The following is a 23,410-nucleotide window of genomic DNA, read 5'->3' on the forward strand; positions in this document are numbered from 1 at the left end:
CCAATAGCGTTAAGGCGACTCACAGAAGAAGTCGTCCTGCGAGTTCTGCACAGGCAAGAAAAATTGTAGTAGTTAATCCGCCACGAGTAAATCACGTCTTTTGTCTTATTAACATTATTTCAACGCCGCTAGTGCATGGCTATTCAATGGCTGGCCAGATTTTTAATGAATTCATCGCTGGGTAATGGCTTTCCAAACAGGTAGCCCTGGAGGAAATCCACGCCGTGAGCGGCCAGGTACTCGCATTGCTCGGCGGTCTCTACACCTTCTGCAACGATGCCCAGGTCCAGCTTGCCGGATAATTCGATGATGCTGTCCAGAATATGCCGCGATAGTGCATCGGCCCCGATCATGGCGACAAAACTCTGGTCGATCTTCAAGTAATCCACATTGAAGTTGCGCAAATAGCCCAGGCTGGAATGGCCGGTACCAAAGTCATCGATGGCAATCATCACACCCAGTTGATGCAGGGCGTCGAACAGTCGGCGGGTAATATCCGTGGGCTCGATCAGTTCGCGCTCGGTCAGCTCCAGCACCAAGGTCACCTGGCCCGGTGCAAAGGCGGCGAGAAACTCACGGCAATCCTCCACCAGGGCAAGGTCGTGGCAATGGCGCGCGGTGATATTCACGCCGATATGGAAGCCCGGGCTGAACTGCGTCGCATGGGGCGCCAGTTGGGCGGCGGTCTGGCGCAGCAGGGCGCGGGTCATCGGCACGATCAGGCCGGAGTGTTCAGCCAGCGGGATAAACAGGTCGGGCCGGACCAGGCCTTCCTTGGGGTGTTGCCAGCGCATCAGCACCTCGCAGCCGGCCCACTCGCGGGTGTCACCGCGTACCACCGGCTGGAAGTACGGGATGAACTCATTGGCCCCCAAGGCCCGCTGCAGCTCATGGGTGGGCGCCGAGGAGCGCTTTTGCAGCCAGTGCGCAAGCAGGCCCGCGAGCACGCCAAAGAACACCACCAGGCTGAACAGCGCCGGGTAACGCGCCTGCATATAGCGCCACACCTCACCGGCCGGCATGCCGGCGTCGACGCTGTAGCGATAGCGCTCGGACGCCAGATGATGATGGGCCACGGCAAATACCGGGACGGCGGTGTCGTGCACGTTGCCGTCCGCGCCGAGCCAGTGAGGCCCGACTTGCAGCACAAGCTGGGCATAGCGGCTGATCAGGCGCAGGGCGTTGGTCAGGTGATAGCCGTCGATGGAGGCAAACGCCGCTTTGTCCCCGTCGACCAGGCGGTAGACCAGCAACGCGGTATCCGGCGTAACCGGGTTGCCGTTCATCAACCACAGGCGGCCATCGACGTAGTCATCCGGGTTTACCGGTGACTCGTAGTTGCTGCCGAACAGGGAGCTGCAATAGATGTTTTTCTGCCAGGACAAGGTCGTCGCCCGCACAAACGGCCGGCGCGTGACCTGTTCACGCAGCGCCAGTTGCGCTCCGCTGTCACACGGCTGTCCGGCCAGGGGCAGCAAGGCCTTGGCGGCGAGGGCGGTATTGTCGAGCATCAGGTCGAATTGACGGATGGCTTCCTGGGCGGTTTGCGCTGTGCTTTGTTCAAGGGTGCGCTCGGCCTGCCAATACAGGATGGCCGCACCCAGCAGGATCGGCAGCACACCCGCCAACAGGCTGATCGCATAGCGGCTGAGAAGTCTTCGCGGGCCTTTGACAGTGAGGGGCATGGGTTCAGGCCTGTTGCGCAGGGGGCGGGCTTTACCGGCAGGCCGGCGGGGAATGTTCCGATGATAGATGGCCCGTTTGGAATTTGCTCGCCCTGACAAGGTTTTGCGCAATCTCGATAAAGGCCAGGGTCGCCGGTGACGACTGCCGCCGATCCAGCACCGCCAGGCCGATCTGGCGCGGCACACGGGGCGAAAGCGGTCGCTTCACATAGCGCGGATCATATGCCTGTGGCAGAGACGCTTCGGCGACGATGCTCAGGCCATCGCCACGGCTGACCGCTTCCAGGGTGCTCAGCAATTGTGCACAGCGGTAACGAATCTTTGGCCGCAGTTGGCCGACGTCGAACAGGCGGGTGACCAACTCCGAGGAGCCGGCTTCCGTCAGGATAAAGGCATCGTCACACAGGTCCGGCAGGGCCAGCGTGTCCCGCGCAGCCAATGGATGATCAGCCGGCAGCAGCGCCACCATCTGGTCCTCGAACACGGCAAAGGTGTCGAAGCGCTCCTGTTCCAGCACCACAAAGCCTACATCGATCCGTCGCTCATCCAGCCACTGCAGCACCTGGCGGTCGGGGCCTTCGTCCACATGCACCTCAATTCCCGGATGGGCGCTGCGAAACTCGCTGAGGATCGTGGGCAGCAGGCGAATCGACGCGGTCGGCCCGAACGAGCCGATGCGCAAAGTACCGCGCCGCATGCCCCGGGCATCGGCCGCTTCTTGTTGCAGGGTGTTGGCCAGGCCGAGCATGGCACGGGCACGTCCGAGTAATTGCTGGCCGATGTCGCTGGGTTCTACCAGTGACTGGTGGCGCCGAAACAGCTCTACACCCAGCTCCTGCTCCAGGGCCTTGATGGCATGGGACACCGCCGATTGGCTGATGCCCAGGCGGTGGGCGGCACTGGTGAAGCCCTGCAGCTCGGCGACCAGCGAGAAGATTTCCAATTGGGTCAGGGTCATGAGTGAAAGCTCATTTTACGATGATCGGTTATTAGCTGAAGAATACGCGAATTCTCCCCCCCTTGAGCCCATCCCCATGCGCCTCGCCTCCGATCACCTGACTTATTGCAAACTCGCCGCCGTCACCATGATCTGGGGCGGTACCTTTGTCGCCGGGCGCTTCCTGGCCGACCACCTCAATCCGCTGCTGGCCGCCAGCCTGCGTTTTATCCTCGCCAGCCTGGCGTTGTTGCTGTTCATGGCCTGCGTGCGTATTCGACTGTTACGCCCGAACCTTCGGCAGTTCGCGCAACTGGCGGTGCTGGGGTTCTGCGGGATTTTTTTCTACAACCTTTGCTTCTTCTATGGCCTGCAGTACATCAATGCGTCGCGGGCTTCGTTGATCGTGGCGTTGAACCCGGCGGTGATCGGCCTGGCGAGCTGGCTGTTATTCAAGGAGCGGCTGAGTCGGATCAAGCTGCTGGGGATCCTGCTTTGCCTGGTCGGTGCCGGGACGGTCATTGTCAGTCGTAACCCGCAGTTGTTGCAGGACACCGCCGATGCCTGGATCGGCGACCTGCTGATCCTCGGCTGTGTGGCAGGGTGGGGCGTTTATTCGCTGTGTGCCCGTGGGCTCAACCAAAGCCTGGGGCCCTTGCAGACGGTCACCTGGTCGGTGCTGCTGGGTACGTTGATGTTGACCACCAGCGCGTTTGCCACCTCAAGCGTCAGCGTAGAAGCACTCGGCCGCTTGCAACTCACCCAGTGGCTCAGCCTGGTCTACCTCGGCGTGTTGGGCTCGGCGCTGGCGTATATCGGTTACTACGACGGCATCCGGCGCATTGGCGCGACGCGCTCCGGGGTGTTTATCGCACTCAACCCACTGACGGCGGTGATCTGCGGTGCCTTGCTGCTGGGGGAACAACTGACGGCGCCCATGCTGGCGGGCGGGGCCGTCATCCTGCTGGGCATCTACCTGTGCAACAAACCCCTTGCACAGGCCAGGGCAATGGGGATTTGATAAGAGTACGGACAAATACGGTTACGCTGTGTAGAATCGATTTACGCATACAAGAATATGGACTTGCGCTCACGCAAGCCTCGGCCGTCAGAGACTGATGTAACCATGAAGCTACTCGGCTCCCCCCTCATCTTTGGTGACTTCCTCGCCCGCAGTGTGCGAGGCCTATCCTGCGCGCCGCCCTCCGACCTCATCCTTGCTCGCACATAACCAATTGCTACCCACAAGAATGATGAGGCGCCGGCCATGACCGACCACTACGAAAACCCAATGGGCCTGATGGGCTTTGAATTTATCGAATTCGCATCGCCGACCCCGGGCACCCTGGAGCCGATCTTCGAGATCATGGGCTTCACCAAAGTCGCGAATCACCGCTCCAAGAACGTCCAGCTGTTCCGCCAGGGCGAGATCAATCTGATCCTCAATAACGAGCCCAACAGCATCGCCTCCTACTTCGCCGCCGAGCACGGCCCGTCGGTGTGCGGCATGGCGTTCCGCGTCAAGGACTCGCAAAAAGCCTACAACCGCGCCCTGGAACTGGGTGCCCAGCCCATCCATATCGAAACCGGCCCGATGGAGCTGAACCTGCCGGCCATCAAGGGCATCGGCGGCGCGCCGCTGTACCTGATCGACCGTTTCGGTGAGGGCAGCTCGATCTATGACATCGACTTCGTCTACCTCGACGGCGTCGAGCGCAACCCGCAAGGTGCCGGCCTGAAGGTCATCGACCACCTGACCCACAACGTCTACCGCGGGCGCATGGCCTACTGGGCCGGCTTTTACGAGAAACTGTTCAACTTCCGTGAAGCGCGCTACTTCGATATCAAGGGCGAATACACCGGCCTGACGTCCAAGGCCATGAGCGCCCCGGACGGCATGATCCGCATCCCGCTGAACGAAGAGTCGTCCAAGGGCGCCGGGCAGATCGAAGAGTTCCTGATGCAGTTCAATGGCGAGGGCATCCAGCACGTCGCGTTCCTCACCGACGACCTGGTCAAGACCTGGGACGCACTCAAGAAGATCGGCATGCGCTTCATGACCGCGCCGCCGGACACCTACTACGAAATGCTCGAAGGTCGCCTGCCGAACCACGGCGAACCGGTGGATCAATTGCAGGCGCGGGGCATCCTGCTGGACGGCTCGTCCATCGAAGGCGACAAGCGCCTGTTGCTGCAGATCTTCTCGGAAACCCTGATGGGCCCGGTGTTCTTCGAGTTCATCCAGCGCAAGGGCGATGATGGGTTTGGCGAGGGCAACTTCAAGGCGCTGTTCGAGTCCATCGAGCGGGACCAGGTACGTCGTGGTGTGTTGACCGCCGACTGAGCATGAAAAAAGCCCGACCGAGGGACGCCTCGGTCGGGCTTTTTGTCGCTTGGCATTCAGGCCCGGCGCTGGCGCACCAAATGCTTGAACCCTTCGAACACCAGGACCATGACCGCCATCCAGATCGGGATGTAAGTCAACCATTCGCCAGCCTTGATGCCTTCACCCAGCAGCAGCGCCACTACCAGCAACAGCACCGGCTCGACATAACTGAGCAGTCCGAACAGGCTGAACGCCAGCAGGCGGCTGGCGATGATATAGCTCACCAGCGCCGAGGCGCTGATCAGGCCCAGCATCGGGATCAACCCGTACAGCTTGGGGTGGGCATCCATCACCGCGAAGCCCTGTTCGCCGCTTTGCACAAACCACCAGGCCACCGGCAGCATCAGCGCCATGTCCAGCCACAGTCCGCCAAGATGGTCGGTCTTGAGGTATTTGCGCGCAATGAAATACAGCGGGTAGCCGATGATCACCACCAGCGTCGCCCAGGAAAAACCGCCGGCCTGGAACAGCTCGTTGATTACCCCAAGGCCGGCAAAAAACACTGCAAGCTTTTGCAGGTAGGACAGCTGTTCGCCCCATACCAGGCGCCCGGTCAGCACCATGGTCAGCGGCAGCAGGAAGTAACCCACCGATACATCCAGGCTGCGCCCGTTCAGCGGCGCCCACATGAACAACCACAACTGCACGCCCAGCAACGCCGACGACAGCACCACACCGCCGATCAGTCGCGGCTTGGCTGCGAGTACTTGCAGCAATTCCCACACCCGCCGCCATTCGCCGCTGACGATCATGAACACCGTCATGCACGGCACGGTCAGCAACATGCGCCAGCCGAAAATTTCCAGGCCGCTCAACGGCGTCAGCAATGACGTGAAGTAATACATCACGGCAAACAACACCGAGGCCGACACCGATAACACGACACCTTTAGACACGTTGTCCTCGCGAAAACCGATTTCAAACAAGTAGAGGGAGTTTCAACAGGGGATTATGGTGCTTTTGAAGCGGGAAGGGTGCGCTGTTTTGGGGCGCTTTTCAGGAAAATGTCTCGCTGCCGCTGTCTGGGTCTGCTTGGTTGGGGCAGTCGGGGTGTTGTTGTGGTGGTGGTTGTTGTGGTTGTTGTGGTTGTTGTTGTGGTTGTTGTGGTGAGCGGGCTTGCCCCGCGCTGGGCTGCGAAGCAGCCCCAATAACTGGCGACAAGGGTTTCCTGGAAAAACGCGACGGCTTTAAAGGGCTGCTGCGCAGCCCAGCGCGGGGCAAGCCCGCTCACCACAGCAAGGCCGCTGCGCAACCCTTACTTGGTCAATCAGGCTATGCGCGCGCCACTCGGCCCGAGACAAAATGGCCCACATCATTGAACCCCGGCGTAGAGGAATGCCCCGGCGTTACCAACGAATCAATGAACGCTTCATCCTCAGCCGTGATCTTCACGTCCAGCGCGCCGGTGTAGGCGTCCCACTGCGCCTCAGTGCGCGGCCCCACGATCGCCGAGCTCACCGCCGCGTTATTCAGCACCCAGGCGATGGCAAACTCGACAATCCCCACGCCACGGCCCTGGGTGTATTGCTGGATCTGCTGGGCGATGCGCAACGACTCCACGCGCCATTCGGTTTCCAGGATGCGCTTGTCCTGGCGTGCCGCACGGCTGCCGGCTTCGGGTGTCACGTCCGGTGCGTACTTGCCGCTGAGCACGCCGCGCGCCAGTGGGCTGTAAGGCACCACGCCCAGGCCGTACGCGGCAGCGGCGGTGATCTGTTCGACTTCAGCCTGGCGGTTGACGATGTTGTACAACGGCTGGCTGATCACCGGCCTGTCCACGCCCAGGCGCTCGGCGACGCGGATCACCTCGGCAATCCGCCAGCCGCGATAGTTGGACAGGCCCCAGTAGCGGATCTTGCCCTGGCGAATCAGGTCGCCGATGGCCGATACCGTCACCTCCAGCGGGGTGTCGTGATCTTCGCGGTGCAGGTAGTAGATGTCGAGGTAGTCGGTATCGAGGCGGGTGAGGCTGGCTTCCAGCGCGTTGAAGATGCGCTTGCGGCTCAGGCCACTGCGGTTGGGCAGGCCCTCGGTGGGGCCAATGGCGACTTTCGACGCCACCACCCAATCCTGACGATGGCGAGCGATGGCCTCGCCGACGATTTCCTCGGAGCGCCCGCCGGTGTAGACATCCGCCGTATCGATGAAATTGATGCCCTGGTCCCAGGCCTTGTCGATGATGCGCAGCGAGTCCTCGGTGTGGGTCTGTTCGCCAAACATCATGGTGCCCAGGGTCAAGGCGCTGACCTTCAAACCGGACTGGCCCAATGTGCGGTAAATCATGCAAAGCTCCTTGCGGCAGTGAGACGTGCCCTATGCAATACCAGACTCGCAGGCTCTGGAACAAGCCCTGCGCGCGTTTCTTCATGCACTCAGCAAGGCCTGGCAACGCACTTGCAGAAACCGGTGCAGCACTTTCACCCGCTCCGACACTTGCAGGCGGTGCGGGCACATCAGGTTGAACGGCGTGGGTTCGCCCTGCCAGTCCGGCAGCAGGTGCACCAGCCGTCCGGCCTTGAGGTCCCGGGCGATGTCGAGGTTGGCTTTGTAGGCAATGCCGTGGCCGGCCAGTGCCCAGCGCCGCACAATCTCGCCGTCATCGCTCAGGTAGTCGCCCGTCACTTCCACTTCCTGCAACGTGGTGCCCTGGCGAAAGTACCAGGTGCTGTTGGCCCGGCCCTGGCGCATGTACCGCAGCGTATTGTGTTGCGCCAACTCCGCCGGGGTGTGCGGCGTGCCGTGGCGCGCCAGGTAGTCGGGGCTGGCGCAGGGCAGGCGTTGGTGATCGGGCACCACCGGCAGCGCCACCAGGCTGGAATCCCGTGGGACGCCGAAGCGCAGGGCGATGTCGACGGTGTCGCGGAACAGGTCGGCATTGCTGTCGTTGAGCAGTAGTTGCAGGCGGATGTGCGGGTGTTCCAGCTTGAACTCATCCAGCCAGCCCAGTACCACATTGCGGCCGAAATCCGAGGGTGCGGCCAACTGCAACAAGCCGGTCAGGCCCTGGCTCTGCTGCTTGAGCGCTTGCTCGCCTTCGGCCAAGGCGGCCAGGGCCTCGCGCACGCTGTCGAGGTAACGCCGGCCTTCTTCGGTCAGGCGCATGCTGCGGGTGGAGCGTGCCAGCAGGCGGGTACCCAAGCGGGTTTCCAGGCGCTTGAGGGCAATGCTGGCCGCTGCGGGGGTCAGGCCGAGCCCGCGTGCGGCGGCAGACAGGCTGCCGGTGTCGGCGGTGCGCGCGAACACTTCAAGGTCGAGGATTGAGCTCATTTGTAAAAATCCTTTAAAGATCTTGTCGTTTTACCGGGATTTTTCGCCGATTGCCAAGCTGGGAAGATGAACGCTCACTTTCTGACCCAGGACACTACCCCATGAATTCCTCACTCAACGGCAAAACGGTCATCGTCATCGGCGGCAGCAGCGGCATCGGTGCAGCCGTGGCCAAGGCCGCTGCTGCACGCGGTGCCCAGGTGGTGCTGGCGGGGCGGCGGTTATCGTCAGGCCGCGACAACGGCCTGCGCAGCGAACCGGTGGACGTCACCGATGCCGCGTCCCTGCAACGGTTGTTCGAAACCGTCGGGCGGTTTGACCATCTGGTGTACACCTCCGGCCCCTCGGTACGCGCCAAGGCCCTGACCGAAACCGACCTGGGCGATGCTCAGGACAACTTCAACGTGAAACTCTGGGGCGCCTTGCGGGCGATCCAGCACGCGCTGCCTTTCCTCGATGAGCACGGCAGCATCAGCCTGACCTCCGGGCAACTGGGGCGTAAATGGGTGCCGGGGCAGTTCATCAAAGTCGGTATCAACGCCGCCACTGAAGCCCTGGGCAAGCAGTTGGCAAAAGAATTGGCACCGCGTCGGGTCAACGTGGTTAGCCCTGGTGTGATTGATACCCCGGCGTATGCGGGGTTGGCCGAGGACCAGCGCCTGGCGATGTTGGCCAAGGCGGGGGACGCGCTGCCGGTGGGGCGTGTGGGGCAGGCCGAGGACGTGGCGGCGGGGTATGTGCTGGCCATGGAAAATGGGTTTATGACCGGTGCTGTCATTGATATCAACGGCGGCGGCCTGCTGTAAACGCAGACCCATTGTGGGAGGGGGCAAGTCGAATCGACGCACCGCCCTCCCACATGGACCGCGTTATACCTTCAAGGTCCGCGTCATCCGCAACGCCAGCACACTGCCCGCCACAATCACCGCCGCCAGCAGGTACAGCGCCACATCCGTGGACCCGGTGGTATCCTTCACAAAACCGACGATATACGGGCTGAGGAAGCCGGCCATCTGGCCCATGGAGTTGATCAGCGCCAGGCCGCCGGCGGCTGCGCCTGCGCTGAGCATGGCGGTCGGCACCGGCCAGAACATCGGCAGGCCGGTGAGGGCGCCCATGGTGGCGATGGTCAGGCCGAGGATGGCGATGGCCGGCGTGGTGGCGAAGTTCACCGCGATCACCAGGCCGATGGCGCCCATCAGCATCGGCACCACCAAGTGCCAGCGACGCTCCTTGCGCAAGTCCGCCGAGCGGCCCACCAGCAACATGAACACCGCTGCCAGCAGGTACGGAATCGCACTGAGCCAGCCGATCACCAGGTTATCGCTGAAGCCCAGGTTCTTGATGATCGACGGCAGCCAGAAGTTGATGGCGTATACGCCACTCTGGATGCAGAAGTAGATCAGGCCGAACGCCCAGATCGCCGGGTTCTTGAACACTTCGGCGAGTGAATCGGTGGTGGTTTTCGGCTTGTTGGCCAGGTCGGTGGCCTGGTCGGCTTCCAGCACGGCGCGTTCGTGGGGCTTGAGCCACTTGGCATGGGCAAAGCTGTCGCTGAGCAGGAAGTAGGCGAGGGCGCCGAGGATCACGGTCGGGATGCCTTGCAGCAGGAACATCCATTGCCAGCCTGCCAGGCCGCCCTGGCCGGCGGCGAAGTGGTTGAGGATCCAGCCGGAAAACGGGCTGCCGAGCAAACCGGACACCGGGATCGCCGACATGAACAGCGCCATGATCCGCCCACGGCGAAACGTCGGGAACCACTGCGAGAGGTACAGCACCACACCCGGAAAGAAGCCGGCTTCAGCCGCACCGGTAAACAGGCGCAAGGTGTAAAAGTGCGTCGGCGTGGTGACGAACAACAGGCAGGTGGACAGCGTGCCCCAGACGATCATCATCAAGGCAATCCAGCGCCGTGGACCGAATCTGGTCAGCGCCAGGTTGCTCGGCACGCCACACAGCACGTAGCCGATAAAGAAGATCCCGGCACCCAGGCCGTACACGGTTTCGCTGAATTTCAGCGCATCGAGCATCTGCAACTTGGCAAAGCCAACGTTGACCCGGTCGAGGTAGTTGAACAGATAGCAGATGAAAATGAAGGGGATCAGGCGCAGGGTAATGCGCTTGTAGATGGCGTTTTTATCGTCATCGGTGGCCAGTGTGACAGCGGCGCTCTGTGACATGGGAGTCTCTCTTTATTATGATTTTTCGCGATGCGAAGGTAACGTTGATCGCCCAATGAGTCTCGGCCACGTGGCGGGGTGCTGTCTTTGTGCTTGCGCACAGTGATGCATGCTTTGCGCTGTGCCGATGAACAACCACGCTTTCAAGGACTTTCTTTCAAGGAGATGGCCGCATGTTCGAGCTGGATCATGACCTGGCGCAGGATATCGTCAATCGCACCATGGCGATCCTGCCCTATAACGTCAACGTCATGGACAGCCAGGGCCTGATCCTCGGCAGCGGCGAGCCCGAGCGCATCAACACCCGCCACGAAGGCGCACAATTGGTGCTGGCCAACGGTCGCGTGGTCGAGATCGACGGGCAGACCGCCAAGCACCTCAAGGGCGTGCAGCCGGGCATCAACCTGCCGCTGATGCACGATCAGCGCTTGATTGGCGTGCTGGGTATCACTGGCGAGCCGGAGGGCTTGCGCACGTACGCCGAGCTGGTGCGCATGACCGCCGAGATGCTGGTCAGTCACCGGCATCAGCAGGTCGAGCAACAGTGGCGGCGCCAGCGCTGCGACGATCTGTTGGCCTTGTTGCTGGCCGACGGTGGCGACTCACCGCGTCTGATTGATGAAGCCCGGCAATTGGGCCTCAAGCCGCAGCTGGCGCGCACGCCGTACCTGTTCGAACTGGGCGCGGGGCAATCAGCGGAGGCCTTGAGTACCTGGTTGACGTCGCGTTACCCGGACAGCTGGTGTGTCAGCTCGGCGCAGTTTTCCCTGTTGTGGTGCCGGCCTGCCGCCGTGCCCGTCGACAATCCGCGCCTGTTGGAAAAACTCGAAGGCCTGGGCTGGAATATCCTGCGTGTGGCGGTGGGCGGGCAGGCCGATGGGCTGGCGGGGCTGCGCCGTTGTTATCGTCGCGTCGGCGATTTGCTGGCCTACGGTCGCGATGTACTGCCGCACTCGCGGCTGTTGACCCTCAACCGCTACCGCCTGCCCGTGATGCTCTGGCGTCATCGCAACGACGATGCCCTCGACGAACTGCTCAACCCCTTGCGCAAGGTGCTGGCCAAGGACAGCAACGGCCAACTCCTGGCCACGCTGCGCAGTTGGTGCGAACACGACGGGCAAAGCCAGGCCTGTGCCGACGCCCTCGGCATTCACCGCAACAGCCTGCGTTATCGTATGGAGCGCATCGCCGAACTCAGCGGCGTCGACCCGCTGACCCTGGATGGCATGTTGGCGCTGTACCTCGGCGTGCAGCTATTGCCCCAGGCTTTGTCGGAATGAACAACAAACCTTACTCGTACTTGTGCATCGGACCGGCGTCAGCGGCGGTGCCAACTGGCAGCATGGGCGTGATAAAAACCGGAGAAAGCCCATGAAAGTCATCATCGCCCCCGACTCGTTCAAGGACAGCCTGAGTGCCGAGGGCGTCGCCCAGGCCATTGCCGCAGGGTTGGCGCAAGTCTGGCCGGACGCACAGCTGATCCAGTGCCCGATGGCGGACGGTGGTGAAGGCACGGTGGACGCGGTGCTCGCCGCCTGTAACGGCCAATTGCGCCGCCAGGCGGTGCGCGGGCCTTTGGGCACCGCGGTGGAAGCACGTTGGGGCTGGCTGGCCGACAGCCACACCGCGATCATCGAAATGGCCGAAGCCAGCGGCCTGCAATTGGTAGCGCCAGGCCAGCGCGATGCGTGCACCAGCAGCACCTACGGCACCGGCGAGCTGATTCGCGCGGCCCTGGACCTGGGTGCCCGGCGCATCATCCTGGCGATTGGCGGCAGCGCCACCAACGACGGCGGCGCGGGGGCGATGCAGGCCCTGGGCGTGCAACTGTTCGACGCTGCGGATCAGGCCTTGCCGCCGGGAGGCCTGGCCTTGTCACGACTGGCACGTATCAACCTGGAAAAACTCGACCCGCGCCTGGCCCAGGTACGCTTTGAAATCGCCGCCGATGTGAACAACCCGCTGTGCGGCCCCCACGGCGCCTCGGCGATATTCGGCCCGCAAAAAGGCGCCAACCCCGAGCAGGTACAACAACTGGACGCCGCCCTCGGCCACTTCGCCGATCACTGCGCCAACGTCCTGCCCAAGGACGTGCGCGACGAGCCCGGCAGCGGCGCCGCCGGCGGCCTGGGTTTCGCCGCCAAGGCGTTCCTCGGCGCGCAGTTCCGCGCGGGCGTGGAAGTCGTCGCCGAATTGGTGGGACTTGACGAAGCCGTACGCGGCGCCGACCTGGTCATCACCGGCGAAGGCCGCTTCGACGCCCAGACCCTGCGCGGCAAAACCCCCTTCGGCGTGGCCCGCATCGCCCGGCAACATGGCGTCCCGGTGGTCGTCATCGCCGGCACCCTGGGCGACGGCTACGAGCAGATGTATGCCCATGGCGTGGTAGCGGCGTTTGCCTTGCCGAGCGGCCCGATGGGCCTGGAGCAGGCCTGCAGCGAGGCACCGCGTTTGCTGCGCGAGCGCGCGGCGGATATTGCGCGGGTGTGGCGTGTGGCGGCCAAGCGCTGACGCATCACGTCGAACATGGGACAATCCGCGTCATTTTTCGACACGGAGAGTCCCCATGCTGCGCCCCGTACTCCTCGCCCTGCTGCTGACCGGCAGCGCCACCCAGGCCTTCGCTCAACCGCCCGCTGAAACCGTACCGCTGCTGCGGGAAATCAAGAACTGGGTCACCGGGTGCGATAACCTGCGCAATTGCCATGCCCTCAGCGCGCCCAGTGGCGTCGATGAAGAAGACTACAGCTCCCTGACCTTGCATATCTGGCATCAGGCCGGTCCCGAAGGGTATCTGCGCCTGCGCTTCGACCACCGCGGCGAAGCGCTGGATCTTTCGACCTTGCTGTTGGACGGCCAGCCGCTGGGCCTGGAGCTGACCCGGGATCTGCATGTGGAACTGGACGATCAGGGCGGCGATCCCGAAGTGCAGTCTTATGGCGTGATCGAGGACGCTGCGGCGCGGCGCTGGTTGCAGCGTTTGCGCAATGGCCAGCGCCTGCAATTGCCGGGCGATGAGCAGGCCCATGTGTCGCTGAGCGGCCTGAGCGCTTCGCTGCTGTTGATGGATGCGGTGCAGGGGCGGGTGGATAACGTGACGGCCCTGGCACGCCCCGGAAAAGCGCCGGCCCGTGAGGTGCCGCCACGTTTGCCGACACCGGTGCTGCGCAAGTTCCCTGCGCCGCCGGCGTTGACCGCGCAGGAACAGGCCGGCCTGGTGGCCGCCGCATTGCAGGCCGTGACGCCGGAGGAGGGTGAGCCCGAGGCAAAGGCCGGGGCGCTGACGGCGCAACAGGCGATGACGGTGGTGCGTTACGACTGCGCGGCCTACAACTGTGAGTTCGACGTGGTCAGCCGCCAGCGTCAGGCGCCCTATGCGCAAACGCCGCTGGCGCTTGAGCCCTTGCCGTTGGACGGCGCTGCGCTGCAAGGCTCGGTGGGCTATGACGAAGCCACCGGCACCTTGAGTTATTTCTACAAGCAGCGCGGCATCGGTGACTGTGGCGGTGGTGGTGTCTGGGTGTTTGACGGCAAGGCGTTCCAGCTCAGTGAGTTTCATAGGATGCCGCGCTGCACCGGTGTCGGTTACGGCGACTGGCCGTCGTTATGGACGACCGTGCCGGCGTCCTAGCCAGGGAGCAGGCATGGCCTCTACACTGGCCGGCCACGTGTCTTTCAAAGGATGAAACCCCATGCACGCACCTGAACCCCATATCGTGATCCAGCGCTTTACCGAGGCCCACCTTGAAGGTGTCGCGGCGCTCTATAACGAACCGGCCGTGTGCCGGCAGGTGCTGCAGATGCCGTTCCAGTCGGTCGAGGCGTGGCGCAAGCGCCTGGTGATGGACAACGAGCGGCGCCTTCAACTGGTGGCGGTGCACGGCGGCGAGGTGATCGGCCAACTGGGCCTGGAACAGTACCTGCGCGTACGCCAGGCCCATGTCGGTTCGTTCGGCATGGGTGTGGCGACGGCCTGGCAGGGCAAGGGCGTAGGCTCTCGGCTGTTGACGGCCGCGCTGGACGTGGCCGACAACTGGATGAACCTGCACCGGGTGGAACTCACGGTGTACGCCGACAACGAAGCCGCGCATCACCTGTACCGCAAGTTCGGCTTCGAGGTCGAAGGGCGCTTGCGTGACTACGCCCTGCGCGATGGGGTGTTTGTCGACACCCTGAGCATGGCGCGCCTGCGCCAGTCAGCTTAATCCGCGAGCGCAAACGCCACCGCAGCCTGCGCATGCAGCTCGGTGGTGTCCAGCAGCGGCAGGTCGCTGTGTTCGGGCTTGACCAGCAGGCTGATTTCCGTGCAGCCGAGGATGACCGCCTGGGCACCCCGTGCGGCCAGGGACTCGATGACCCGCAGGTAAACCTGGCGTGATGCATCGCTGATCACGCCGACGCACAACTCCTCATAGATGATCCGGTGCACGGCGCGGCGTTCCTCCGCGTCCGGCACCAGCACGGTGAGGCCCTGGGCGGCCAGGCGTGACGTGAGAAAATCCTGCTCCATGGTGAACGCGGTGCCGAGCAAGCCGACGGTCAGGGTGCCGGCTGCCACCGCCGCCGCAGCGGCCGCATCGGCGATATGCAGGAAGGGAATCGACACCGCCGCCTCGATACGCGGCGCCACCAAATGCATGGTGTTGGTACACAGCACTACACACTCGGCACCGCCGGCCTGCAAACGGCGCGCGGCGTCTTCCAGGATCAGCGCGGTGTCATCCCAGCGCCCGGCGTGCTGGGCCTGTTCCACCGGGCCGAAGTCCACGCTGTACATCAACAGCTGTGCCGAGCGCAGCGGGCCGAGCTGGTCGCGCACGCGTTGGTTGATGATGCGGTAGTACTCGGCGCTGGACTCCCAGCTCATGCCGCCGATAAGGCCGATGGTGCGCATGCGATGCTCCTGACAGGGAAGGTCGCTTCACCTTACCCATCGGCCGCTGAATAGTCATACGCAGTTGCCCGCCAAATGACCGGAGCAGTTTCACATGTCCAGGTTAACCCATCCCGGCCGGGGTTGCTCCGCGGCAATGGCGTGGATGGGTTTGCCCGTGGCCTGCTCCACGCGCCGCGCCACCTCCGGGTCGTCGGCGAACGGCAACATGCTGGCTTCGTCCAGGCTCGTCTCGGACTGCCCGCGCAGGCAATACTCCACCGCAGCGTACAGGCACACCACGATCAGCACGCTCCACATATCAGGCGATCCGCGCATCGAGCCGGGCCACGTTCAAGTCTGCGACCCGCACCGTGCGCCAAGTGTTGTAGGCCATCAGCAACATGCCCGTGAGGAAAAACACGCCCCCCGCAAACCGCACCACAAACCCCGGATGGCTGGCCTGCAAGGCTTCGACAAACGAGTAGGTGAGGGTGCCGTCGTCGTTCACCGCTCGCCACATCAGGCCTTGGGTAATGCCGTTGACCCACATCGACGCGATGTACAGCACCGTGCCGATGGTTGCCAGCCAGAAGTGCAGGTTGATCAGCGCCACGCTGTGCATCTGCTCGCGGCCGAACAGCTGGGGGATCATGTGGTACAGCGAGCCAAAGGTGATCATCGCCACCCAGCCCAGGGCGCCGGCGTGTACGTGGCCGATGGTCCAGTCGGTGTAGTGGGAGAGGGCGTTGACGGTCTTGATCGCCATCATCGGGCCTTCGAAGGTCGACATGCCATAGAACGCAAGGGACAGCACCAGGAAACGCAGGATCGGGTCGGTGCGCAGCTTATGCCAGGCACCGGACAAGGTCATCATGCCGTTGATCATGCCGCCCCAGCTCGGGGCCAGCAGGATCAGCGACATCGCCATGCCCAGTGACTGCGCCCAATCGGGCAAGGCGGTGTAGTGCAAATGGTGCGGGCCGGCCCAGATGTACAGGGTGATCAGCGCCCAGAAGTGCACGATGGACAGGCGATAGGAGTACACCGGCCGGCCCACCTGCTTGGGTACGAAGTAATACATCATCCCCAGGAAACCGGTGGTCAGGAAAAAGCCCACGGCGTTATGCCCGTACCACCACTGCACCATGGCATCGGTCGCGCCGGAATACACCGGGTAGGACTTGAACCAATCCACCGGGATCGCCAGGTGATTGACCACGTGCAACATGGCGATCACCAGGATAAACGCGCCGAAAAACCAGTTGCCCACATAGATATGTTGGGTCTTGCGCCTTACCACCGTGGTGAAGAACACAATGGCGTAGGCCACCCACACCACGGTCATCCACACCGCGCCGGAAAACTCGATCTCGGCGTATTCCTTGGTGGTGGTGTAGCCCAGGGGCAGGCTGACCAGCATGATCACGATCACCGACTGCCAGCCCCAGAAGGTAAACGCGGCGAGACGGTCGGAAAACAGGCGCACCTGGCAGGTCCGTTGCACCGCATAGTAGCTGGCGGCAAATTGCGCACTGCCGGCGAAGCCAAAGATCACCAGGCTGGTGTGCAACGGCCGCAACCGGCCGAACGTGGTCCAGGGCAGGTCCAGGTTCATCTGCGGCCAGACCAGTTGCGAAGCGATCCACACGCCCATGGCCATGCCCACCACGCCCCACACCAGGGTGGCGATCACGAATTGGCGGACGACTTTATAGTTGTAGGCCTGCCCGGTTGTTGCTGTGTTCATGCTCAGTCCTCCCACGGCTCCAAGTGGCGGGCACTGTAGGAAACGCGGGAAAAACAAAACAGGCTCAGAAAAAGCTCATTACAGCGGATCAGTCGACAAGCAGGCCCACTGGCCTGTCAGCGTTAATCGTACGGTGAGTGGCCGCATCTGCCATGATCGGGCATCGCAACCTGGCACACCCAAGGAAATCTGCAATGGACGATGTACAGCAACTGGGCGAGATGCTTCGTCATTACGCCGATAGCGAAGCGCACAAGAAGCAACAGTTCGATGTGCAGTCGGCGCGCTGGACGCACAAGCTCGACGAGCTGTTCGGGCAGATCGAGCAATGGCTGGAGCCGGTCAAGAGCGTCGGCCTGCTTGAGGTGCACCGTGAAGCCTATGTCGCCAGCGGGCCGGGCGTGCCGGTGGAAACCTCGACTTTCAAGACTGAAAAGCTGCTGGTGCAGATCACTGGCAAGACCGTGGAGTTCGTGCCTGAAGTCATGGGCGTGGGCGGCTTGATCTCCGTGTCGGTGATGGGCTTGACCGCTGCCCGCCACGGCAGCGTGTCGCTGGTGCTGCCGGCCGACAAAAACGACTGGCTGTGGAAGAAAACCAATGGCCTCAAAGACCCGGACACCTTTGGCTTCGACGCCAATTTCCTGGCCTCGCAGTTGCAGAGCCTGATTCCGCGCGAACGCGGCTGAGGGACTCCCGCTTCGCGCAACGTCGATGGGGACGCCGGTGTGTCAAACACTGGGTGGAAATACGCATTTTTTGCCCAGGATTGGCTATACCTACAGCTCCATGTTTCGATGATGATCGCCAGGGAGTTCAATGATGAAACTAAGGCTAATGATCAGTACGCTGTGCGTGGCTTCCATCGCAATGGCCGGCTGCGCCAGCAAGGTCACCCAACCGGACGAGTACTCAGGCTTTCTGTCCGACTACAGCCAACTCAAGGAAGCCAAGTCGCCTTCGGGGGTCGAAGTGATGCGCTGGGTAGACCCCCAACTTGACCTGAGCCGCTATACCGCGGTGTATATCGAACCGACGCAGTTCTACCCCAAGCCCCAGGCCACCACGAAAATCCCCGACAGCACCCTCAATGGCATCAACACCTACTTCAACCAGGCGCTCAAGCGTGAGCTGGGCAAATCACTGCCCCTGGCCAACGGGCCCGGCCCCGGTGTGATGGTGGTACGTGCGGCGATCACCGCCGTCAGCAGCAAGGCCGAAGGCCTCAAACCCTATGAATTCGTGCCCGTGGCCCTGGTGGCGGCAGCGGTGAGTACCGGTACCGGCATCCGCGACCAGGAAACCACCCTCGGCACCGAGGCGCAGTTCCTCGACGGTGCCAGTGGCAAGGTGCTCGCCCAAGTGGTGCGCAAGGGCACGGGCAAGCCGCTGTCCAACGACTCGCAGGTGATGAAGGCCGATGACGTGAAAGGCGTGATCGATGGCTGGGCGTCGGACTTGCATCAGTCGTATGTGAAGCTGAAAAAACACTAGGGACTAGAACGCATTCCTGGCGGGTTTGTTGTAGTAGCTGAGCAGGGCGTCGTAGCGACGGGTGATGACGTAGTAGTCGTCACTGAGTTGCTGCGGCGAGGCATGTTCCCGCCAGTGCTGATGCAGGGTGCGCAACGCCTGGAGGTACCCGTCGGCTGACGCGCGGGTGGCGTACCAGAGGTGAGTGGCTTCCTCCTCACGTTTGCTGCGCGGCATTTTTACCAGGAAGTCCCTGCTGGCATCGCTGGCCTGTTGCAGCGTCTCGATCAAGCTGAGCAGTTGCTGGGGCGTCAGGCTGGCGTCGCGGACACCCTGGTCAATCCGGTTCATCGCCTGGCGGGCCGCGATCATATGGTTGAGCAGGTGCCAATGCAGGTCCCGGCCGAAGCGCGATTCGATTCGCGCCAGTTGTACCGGACGCAGATGGATGTCTTCGTTTTCCAACTGGGTGCGTAACTCGGCGGATGCCCGCAGGTATTCTTCGCCCCGCTGAGCCAGTTTCCCTTCCAGACTCTTGTTCATGGCCTGCGCCACAAACTGGCGCATGTTCGACGGCATACCTTCGGTTTGTATCGGGTCAACCATGTCCGCCAGCGAGGTGAATTTATTCAGCTTGTCGGCATACACCGTGGCGAGAGTACCGAGGTGGCTTCCGGGCTGCTGGCGCTCCAGTTTGAGTGTGTACAGCTGCGAACAGACCGCCGCTTGGATAAGGCGTGGCTCGGGCTCGTCACGGTCGCCAAACTTATCCTGGGTGGGCGCTTCGGGCTGTGTCGAACGCATACGGTAGTACGCCAGGCGCGTATCGCGATCAATGCGGTTCACGCAGTCAATGATCGGGGCCAGTGCGCTGGCCGTTGCGGTGGAAGGGCTGTCCCGTTGGTCGAGCCATAATTGCACGCGTTGCAGGGGTTTGGTGGCGCCGGCCACACCGAGCAATCCCAGGCCCAATACCAGGCTGATGGGTAACAACCATTTCGGATTCATTGCGCGGCCTCCTGGCCATACCACTGTGCCTGGGTGGCGGGCGCCTGACAGTCGGGGGCGGAGCGAGGCATGCGGCTGCACAGGCGTTCGGGCCACTGTTGCAGGCCCTGGTTACGGGTCACGTATTGCTGGTTGTCGAGCACCGTCAAGCCGGCGCACAGCACAATCCCACTGGTGACCAACAGCACCATGCCCAGGGCCGTCCAGCGTGGGTGGCGGGCGGTCCAGGGGGTGTGGCTGTTCATGAAGGGCCGCTTGATCACGCCGATAACCGCCAGGGTCGCGACCAGCGCCAGGCTGGCAAACGGGCCGAACGCGTAACCCAGCGCTGCGGCAAGGGCCAGCCCTGGCAGCAGGTCCCGTATCGGCAACAACGGCAGGTGAGTAGGGCTGAACCAGCGCGGCAGGCGCTCACTGAGTCGTTCATCGAGCACGCGGTACTGATGAGCCAGCGGGCGCCAGACCTGCCAAGCCAATCCGGCACCTATCACGGCGCCCAACGACCACAGCAGGCCGTAGCCCAGGGACGGCAGCACATTGCCGGCCAGGGGCTCGGCATTCACCAGTACGCCCACCAGGCAGCTCAATACCAGTGCGACAATCCAGGGCCAGGTGTCCATGGCCGTGTCCCACCCTTGCCAGAAATACACGGTACCGCCGGGCATCGCTTCGGCTTCGGCCACATGGTCGGCGTAGATATCTGCGCTGAGTGCCTGGCAGGCTTTCCAGTCATGTTCATCGAAGCGTTGGGCGAAGGCACGGCGCTGACCCAGGCTCATCGGTGCCAATAGCAGCCGGGCGGCACGTTGTTGCGGGCTGTTGGGCGCTTCGGCTGCCAGTGCCCGTTGGCGTGCCATGAAGACCGGGCCTTGCTGGCGTTGCAACAGCCGCGCCCAATCTTGCGCCGGGCAGTCATGACCGGCGCCGCCATGCCAGTGCTGGCCGGCGCACACCGCGTCGAAGACCGTGCTCGACCAGTAGTGATTCTGCGCCAACAGGCGGGCCAGCCATTGGTTGAACCACTCGGCATGGGGATGATTGTTGACCCAGGGATGCTCGGCGCGCGCGGCATAGGCAGTCAGGAACGCGGCGTCGTCCTGTTGCTCCAGAGCCTGGCGCAACGGGTTCTGCAGGGCGCTGCGGTGCTTGCGCTCGAGCTTTTCGATCAGCTCGTCGGGCAACTCCAGGCGTTGCCACGCCGTCAGCCAGTTGAAGGTTTCAAAGGCCCAGCGGGCTTCTTCGGGGGTGAGATGCCCCTCGATAGCGCGCAGCAATAGATGGATTTCAAAGTGCAGCGCACTGCCATTGGTCATTGCCGCTTGATACTGCACGCCCAGGCTATCGCCCTGGGTTTCGATAACGACTTCGTCAGCGTCCTGCCGGCTTTGGCTCCACTCCAGCGCAGCCTCGTAGGCTTCGCGCAGGCGCTGGAAACCTTCGGGGTCGTCATCCGGCCGGGTTTTCTTCAGTAGCGCCGCATAGGTGCGCTTGATCGTGCGGCTATCGGCATCCGGCGCCAGGCCAAGGACATTCCAGCAAGTCATGCGCAGTGCAACTCCTTAGGCAATCGCGCGCACATTACCGGTTTTACGGGTTGATAAACCAGCGGTATCAGGGGGTAGCGCTCGCGGCAGGACAGGCCCGGTCCATCCCTGCGGCGACCGGGCACGTGGTGTTACTTCAGTGGCGTCAACGGCGGCAGCTTCCACTGGCCGTTACCCACTTCAGGCTTGGGCAGATAAATCCGCAGTACGGCGTAAAACGGACCCGGTGGGGCCGGCAGCCAGTTGCTCTGCTCGGCCTTCGGTGGCTCGTGGTGCTGCAAAGCCAGGGTCAGGCCACCGTCGGCGTCCCGCTTAAGGCTGGAGAGCATGCGCGAGTTGATCAGGTAGCGTTTCTTGTGGTTGGGCACCAGCTGCTTGGTCTTGGCGTCGTACATGGTCAGCGACCAGAACGCATCGGCTGGCGGCAACTGGTCCTTGGCGAAATGCACGGTGTAGCTGTGGCGTGCGCCGTTGGCAGGCTTGCCCTCGCTGTCGATGACGTAGCTCAGGTACGCGACCTCATCGCCGGAGTTACCGAAAATCCCCATGTCCGCACCGGCATAGCGGTACAGGTAGTTGTTGTTCAGGTGGTCGCGGCTGCCGTACAAATCGGCACTGGAGACCTGATGGGTGTCGACCTTGTCCTTTTTGAACGCGGCAAACTCGGCGCGGGCATCGGAGATACCGTCTTCCAGGGCCTTGCGCTGTTCAGCGGTCAACGCCTTGACCTTGAAGGGCGCGCCTGGGGCGATACCGATCCTGGCGAAGCGCGCCAGCAGGTCTTTCTCGCTGTCCTGGGGCGCGGCGAAGGCCAGCATGAAGTTCAGGTAGCGAAACAGTTGCGGGCCTTCGGTCATGGTCGCCATGGGCTTGGGCCACTCCACTTTCGGAGCCTTGGCCGGCGCGGCTTGCTTCACGTAGCTGCTCAGTGACTGTACTTTGTAGCCGTTCTGGATCTGCTTGACCTTGTTCAGGTCCTTCTCGTCGAACAACTGCGTACGGTAGAGGGCGTAGGCGATGTTGCTTTCGCTGTACACCACACGGTCCACGTTGACCGGCTGCTGACCTTTCCAGTCAGGGCCGGCGACCATGTAGTGGCCGCCGTTGTTGCCGGTGCTGCGGGTGCCCAGGTAGGCGATGTTCTGCGTATAGAGGTCGATCAACTGCACCGAGTAATAACGGTTGTCTTCGATCCTGGGCAGTGTCAGGACCTGAGGCTCGCTGCGCAGGTCCAGCCAGACAAAGGAGTAGGGCGTGTCCAGGTTCGGGGTGACGACCGCGGTGTCCTTGGGGGTGAACACCTGAGCTGTATTGCCGATATGGTTGAACGGCGCCTTGAAGTTGGCGCCGCCCTTGTCGACGGCCTGGGTGTAGAGCGTCTTGTACATCTCCACCACCGGGTAGCCATACAGGTAGGCTTCCTTGGCGATGGCCCGGGCTTCGCTGGGGGTGGCGGTGAAATCGGCCCAGGCGCCGGTACTCATGAGTATCGAGAGGCTCGCCAACAGCAGGCGCGTCGGTTTTCCAATCATGTTGTCGCGTCCTTCCAAAGTGCGTTTGACTGACGGGGAATAAAGGCGATGAGTTTCCTGTTTTATTTTCCGAACGTCACGTTAATCCCTGCGAATTATGCGAACTCGTCAATGCCGACCCGTACGGCGGCTTGAACCTGTGAGTAAAGACGCACAAAAAACCGCCTTGATGGGCGGCACTGTGTAAAAGAGGAGGGTCAGGCGGAAGGCAGCATCGATTTGACTTTATCGCGCAATTGATCGATGGAGAACGGCTTGGCGATCACCTGCATGCCGGCGGGTACATCGATGTTCTCGGCATAGCCGCTGGCAAACAGGATCGGCAGGGTGGGCCGCACTTCACGCACCTTGGCTGCCAATTGCTTGCCGTCCATGTCCGGCAGGCCGACGTCGGTCATCATCAGGTCGAGGTGCTGCGCGGCATTTTCGACAATCTTCAAGGCTTCTTCAGCGTCTGCAGCTTCAAGCACCAGGAACTCCAACTCTTCGAGCACATCAACGATCAACATGCGCACGATGGCATCGTCTTCGACGACAAGGAGGGTGGAGGGGGCTGAAGACATAATGAGGGTTCCCGAAAAAATGGAGGTGCAGGTCTTTAGCGGTTGAAAGACCATTCTCTAATGAGTCGCGTCAATCTCGGCAAGTTCCCACAGCAGGCGAGTATTGTGACGGCAACGGGCCAGAATGTCCCGTTTGGGAAAGAGAAGCAGGGGCATTTTTTGTCTGGTTGAGCACGGGGCCCATCAGTGTTGGCCGCGCACCTGAGCCTCAC

At 62.5% G+C, this 23,410-nt stretch carries 22 protein-coding genes; 9 read left to right on the plus strand and 13 right to left on the minus strand.

What is annotated here, in order from left to right; all coding sequences use genetic code 11:
• Window positions 1-143 precede the first annotated feature (143 nt).
• Together J3D60_RS04370 and J3D60_RS04375 are read right to left on the minus strand one after the other, a co-directional pair.
• Window positions 144-1,685, minus strand: coding sequence for an EAL domain-containing protein (locus J3D60_RS04370; protein ID WP_253490044.1), 1,542 nt, complete (start codon window positions 1,683-1,685; stop codon window positions 144-146).
• Window positions 1,686-1,716: 31 nt separating this feature from the next.
• Window positions 1,717-2,643, minus strand: a complete 927-nt coding sequence (locus tag J3D60_RS04375; RefSeq protein ID WP_253490047.1) for a LysR family transcriptional regulator — start codon at window positions 2,641-2,643, stop codon at window positions 1,717-1,719.
• 76 nt (window positions 2,644-2,719) lie between these two features.
• Here J3D60_RS04375 and J3D60_RS04380 point away from each other — a divergent pair, with 76 nt between their 5' ends.
• Together J3D60_RS04380 and hppD are read left to right on the plus strand one after the other, a co-directional pair.
• Window positions 2,720-3,643, plus strand: a complete 924-nt coding sequence (locus J3D60_RS04380) for a DMT family transporter (protein WP_253490049.1) — start codon at window positions 2,720-2,722, stop codon at window positions 3,641-3,643.
• 246 nt (window positions 3,644-3,889) lie between these two features.
• The gene (gene hppD / locus J3D60_RS04385) at window positions 3,890-4,966 is read left to right on the plus strand and encodes a 4-hydroxyphenylpyruvate dioxygenase (RefSeq protein WP_027606579.1); all 1,077 of its coding nucleotides are present in this window, start codon (window positions 3,890-3,892) and stop codon (window positions 4,964-4,966) included.
• A 56-nt stretch (window positions 4,967-5,022) separates the two neighbouring features.
• On the opposite strand, the gene rarD is transcribed toward hppD, so the two are convergent.
• From rarD to J3D60_RS04400, 3 genes are all read right to left on the minus strand, one after another.
• On the minus strand, window positions 5,023-5,904 hold the full coding sequence (gene rarD / locus J3D60_RS04390) for an EamA family transporter RarD (protein WP_065941765.1): 882 nt from the start codon (window positions 5,902-5,904) through the stop codon (window positions 5,023-5,025).
• 376 nt (window positions 5,905-6,280) lie between these two features.
• Window positions 6,281-7,291: an aldo/keto reductase gene (locus tag J3D60_RS04395; protein ID WP_065941557.1), complete on the minus strand. Its 1,011-nt coding sequence runs from the start codon at window positions 7,289-7,291 to the stop codon at window positions 6,281-6,283.
• 81 nt (window positions 7,292-7,372) lie between these two features.
• Window positions 7,373-8,275 (minus strand): LysR family transcriptional regulator, encoded by a 903-nt coding sequence (locus tag J3D60_RS04400; protein ID WP_065941556.1) that lies wholly within the window; start codon window positions 8,273-8,275, stop codon window positions 7,373-7,375.
• Between the two features lie 101 nt (window positions 8,276-8,376).
• Between J3D60_RS04400 and J3D60_RS04405 the strand changes: the two genes are divergently transcribed.
• Window positions 8,377-9,081, plus strand: a complete 705-nt coding sequence (locus J3D60_RS04405; RefSeq protein WP_253490050.1) for an SDR family oxidoreductase — start codon at window positions 8,377-8,379, stop codon at window positions 9,079-9,081.
• A gap of 63 nt (window positions 9,082-9,144) precedes the next feature.
• Here the strand turns inward: J3D60_RS04405 and J3D60_RS04410 are convergent, their stop codons facing one another.
• Window positions 9,145-10,455, minus strand: a complete 1,311-nt coding sequence (locus J3D60_RS04410) for an MFS transporter (RefSeq protein ID WP_065941554.1) — start codon at window positions 10,453-10,455, stop codon at window positions 9,145-9,147.
• 173 nt (window positions 10,456-10,628) lie between these two features.
• On the opposite strand from J3D60_RS04410, the gene J3D60_RS04415 reads away from it, so the two are divergent.
• The 4 genes from J3D60_RS04415 (at window position 10,629) to J3D60_RS04430 (ending at window position 14,660) form a co-directional block, all read left to right on the plus strand.
• Window positions 10,629-11,735, plus strand: a complete 1,107-nt coding sequence (locus tag J3D60_RS04415; protein ID WP_065941553.1) for a sugar diacid recognition domain-containing protein — start codon at window positions 10,629-10,631, stop codon at window positions 11,733-11,735.
• 91 nt (window positions 11,736-11,826) lie between these two features.
• Window positions 11,827-12,966, plus strand: a complete 1,140-nt coding sequence (locus J3D60_RS04420; RefSeq protein ID WP_253490051.1) for a glycerate kinase — start codon at window positions 11,827-11,829, stop codon at window positions 12,964-12,966.
• 55 nt (window positions 12,967-13,021) lie between these two features.
• Window positions 13,022-14,086 carry a DUF1176 domain-containing protein gene (locus J3D60_RS04425; RefSeq protein ID WP_253490052.1) on the plus strand — a complete coding sequence of 355 codons (1,065 nt, stop codon included), beginning with the start codon at window positions 13,022-13,024 and terminating at the stop codon, window positions 14,084-14,086.
• Between the two features lie 61 nt (window positions 14,087-14,147).
• A complete protein-coding gene (locus tag J3D60_RS04430) occupies window positions 14,148-14,660 on the plus strand; it encodes a GNAT family N-acetyltransferase (RefSeq protein ID WP_253490053.1) in 513 nt (170 codons plus the stop codon).
• Here the strand turns inward: J3D60_RS04430 and J3D60_RS04435 are convergent.
• The 3 genes from J3D60_RS04435 to ccoN form a co-directional block, all read right to left on the minus strand.
• Window positions 14,657-15,349 carry an aspartate/glutamate racemase family protein gene (locus tag J3D60_RS04435; protein ID WP_115487298.1) on the minus strand — a complete coding sequence of 231 codons (693 nt, stop codon included), beginning with the start codon at window positions 15,347-15,349 and terminating at the stop codon, window positions 14,657-14,659. The genes J3D60_RS04430 and J3D60_RS04435 overlap by 4 nt on opposite strands.
• A gap of 90 nt (window positions 15,350-15,439) precedes the next feature.
• Window positions 15,440-15,649, minus strand: a complete 210-nt coding sequence (locus J3D60_RS04440; protein ID WP_065941548.1) for a hypothetical protein — start codon at window positions 15,647-15,649, stop codon at window positions 15,440-15,442.
• Window position 15,650: 1 nt separating this feature from the next.
• Window positions 15,651-17,078 (minus strand): cytochrome-c oxidase, cbb3-type subunit I, encoded by a 1,428-nt coding sequence (gene ccoN, locus J3D60_RS04445; protein WP_253490054.1) that lies wholly within the window; start codon window positions 17,076-17,078, stop codon window positions 15,651-15,653.
• 194 nt (window positions 17,079-17,272) lie between these two features.
• Here ccoN and J3D60_RS04450 point away from each other — a divergent pair, with 194 nt between their 5' ends.
• Together J3D60_RS04450 and J3D60_RS04455 are read left to right on the plus strand one after the other, a co-directional pair.
• Window positions 17,273-17,767 carry a hypothetical protein gene (locus J3D60_RS04450; RefSeq protein ID WP_253490055.1) on the plus strand — a complete coding sequence of 165 codons (495 nt, stop codon included), beginning with the start codon at window positions 17,273-17,275 and terminating at the stop codon, window positions 17,765-17,767.
• Between the two features lie 133 nt (window positions 17,768-17,900).
• The gene (locus J3D60_RS04455) at window positions 17,901-18,572 is read left to right on the plus strand and encodes a DUF3313 domain-containing protein (RefSeq protein WP_253490056.1); all 672 of its coding nucleotides are present in this window, start codon (window positions 17,901-17,903) and stop codon (window positions 18,570-18,572) included.
• A 3-nt stretch (window positions 18,573-18,575) separates the two neighbouring features.
• On the opposite strand, the gene J3D60_RS04460 is transcribed toward J3D60_RS04455, so the two are convergent.
• The 4 genes from J3D60_RS04460 to J3D60_RS04475 form a co-directional block, all read right to left on the minus strand.
• Complete coding sequence (locus J3D60_RS04460; protein ID WP_253490059.1) at window positions 18,576-19,559, minus strand: DUF3829 domain-containing protein; 984 nt, start codon at window positions 19,557-19,559, stop codon at window positions 18,576-18,578.
• Window positions 19,556-21,103 (minus strand): J domain-containing protein, encoded by a 1,548-nt coding sequence (locus J3D60_RS04465; protein WP_253490061.1) that lies wholly within the window; start codon window positions 21,101-21,103, stop codon window positions 19,556-19,558. Before J3D60_RS04465 ends, J3D60_RS04460 begins: the two co-directional genes overlap by 4 nt.
• Before the next feature lie 131 nt (window positions 21,104-21,234).
• A complete protein-coding gene (locus J3D60_RS04470) occupies window positions 21,235-22,635 on the minus strand; it encodes a DUF1254 domain-containing protein (RefSeq protein WP_253490063.1) in 1,401 nt (466 codons plus the stop codon).
• Window positions 22,636-22,832: 197 nt separating this feature from the next.
• The gene (locus J3D60_RS04475; RefSeq protein ID WP_065941541.1) at window positions 22,833-23,198 is read right to left on the minus strand and encodes a response regulator; all 366 of its coding nucleotides are present in this window, start codon (window positions 23,196-23,198) and stop codon (window positions 22,833-22,835) included.
• Between the last annotated feature and the right edge of the window lie 212 nt (window positions 23,199-23,410).

Source organism: Pseudomonas sp. S3E17, from assembly GCF_024168685.1.
In the GTDB taxonomy this organism is placed as follows: Bacteria; Pseudomonadota; Gammaproteobacteria; order Pseudomonadales; family Pseudomonadaceae; genus Aquipseudomonas; species Aquipseudomonas marginalis.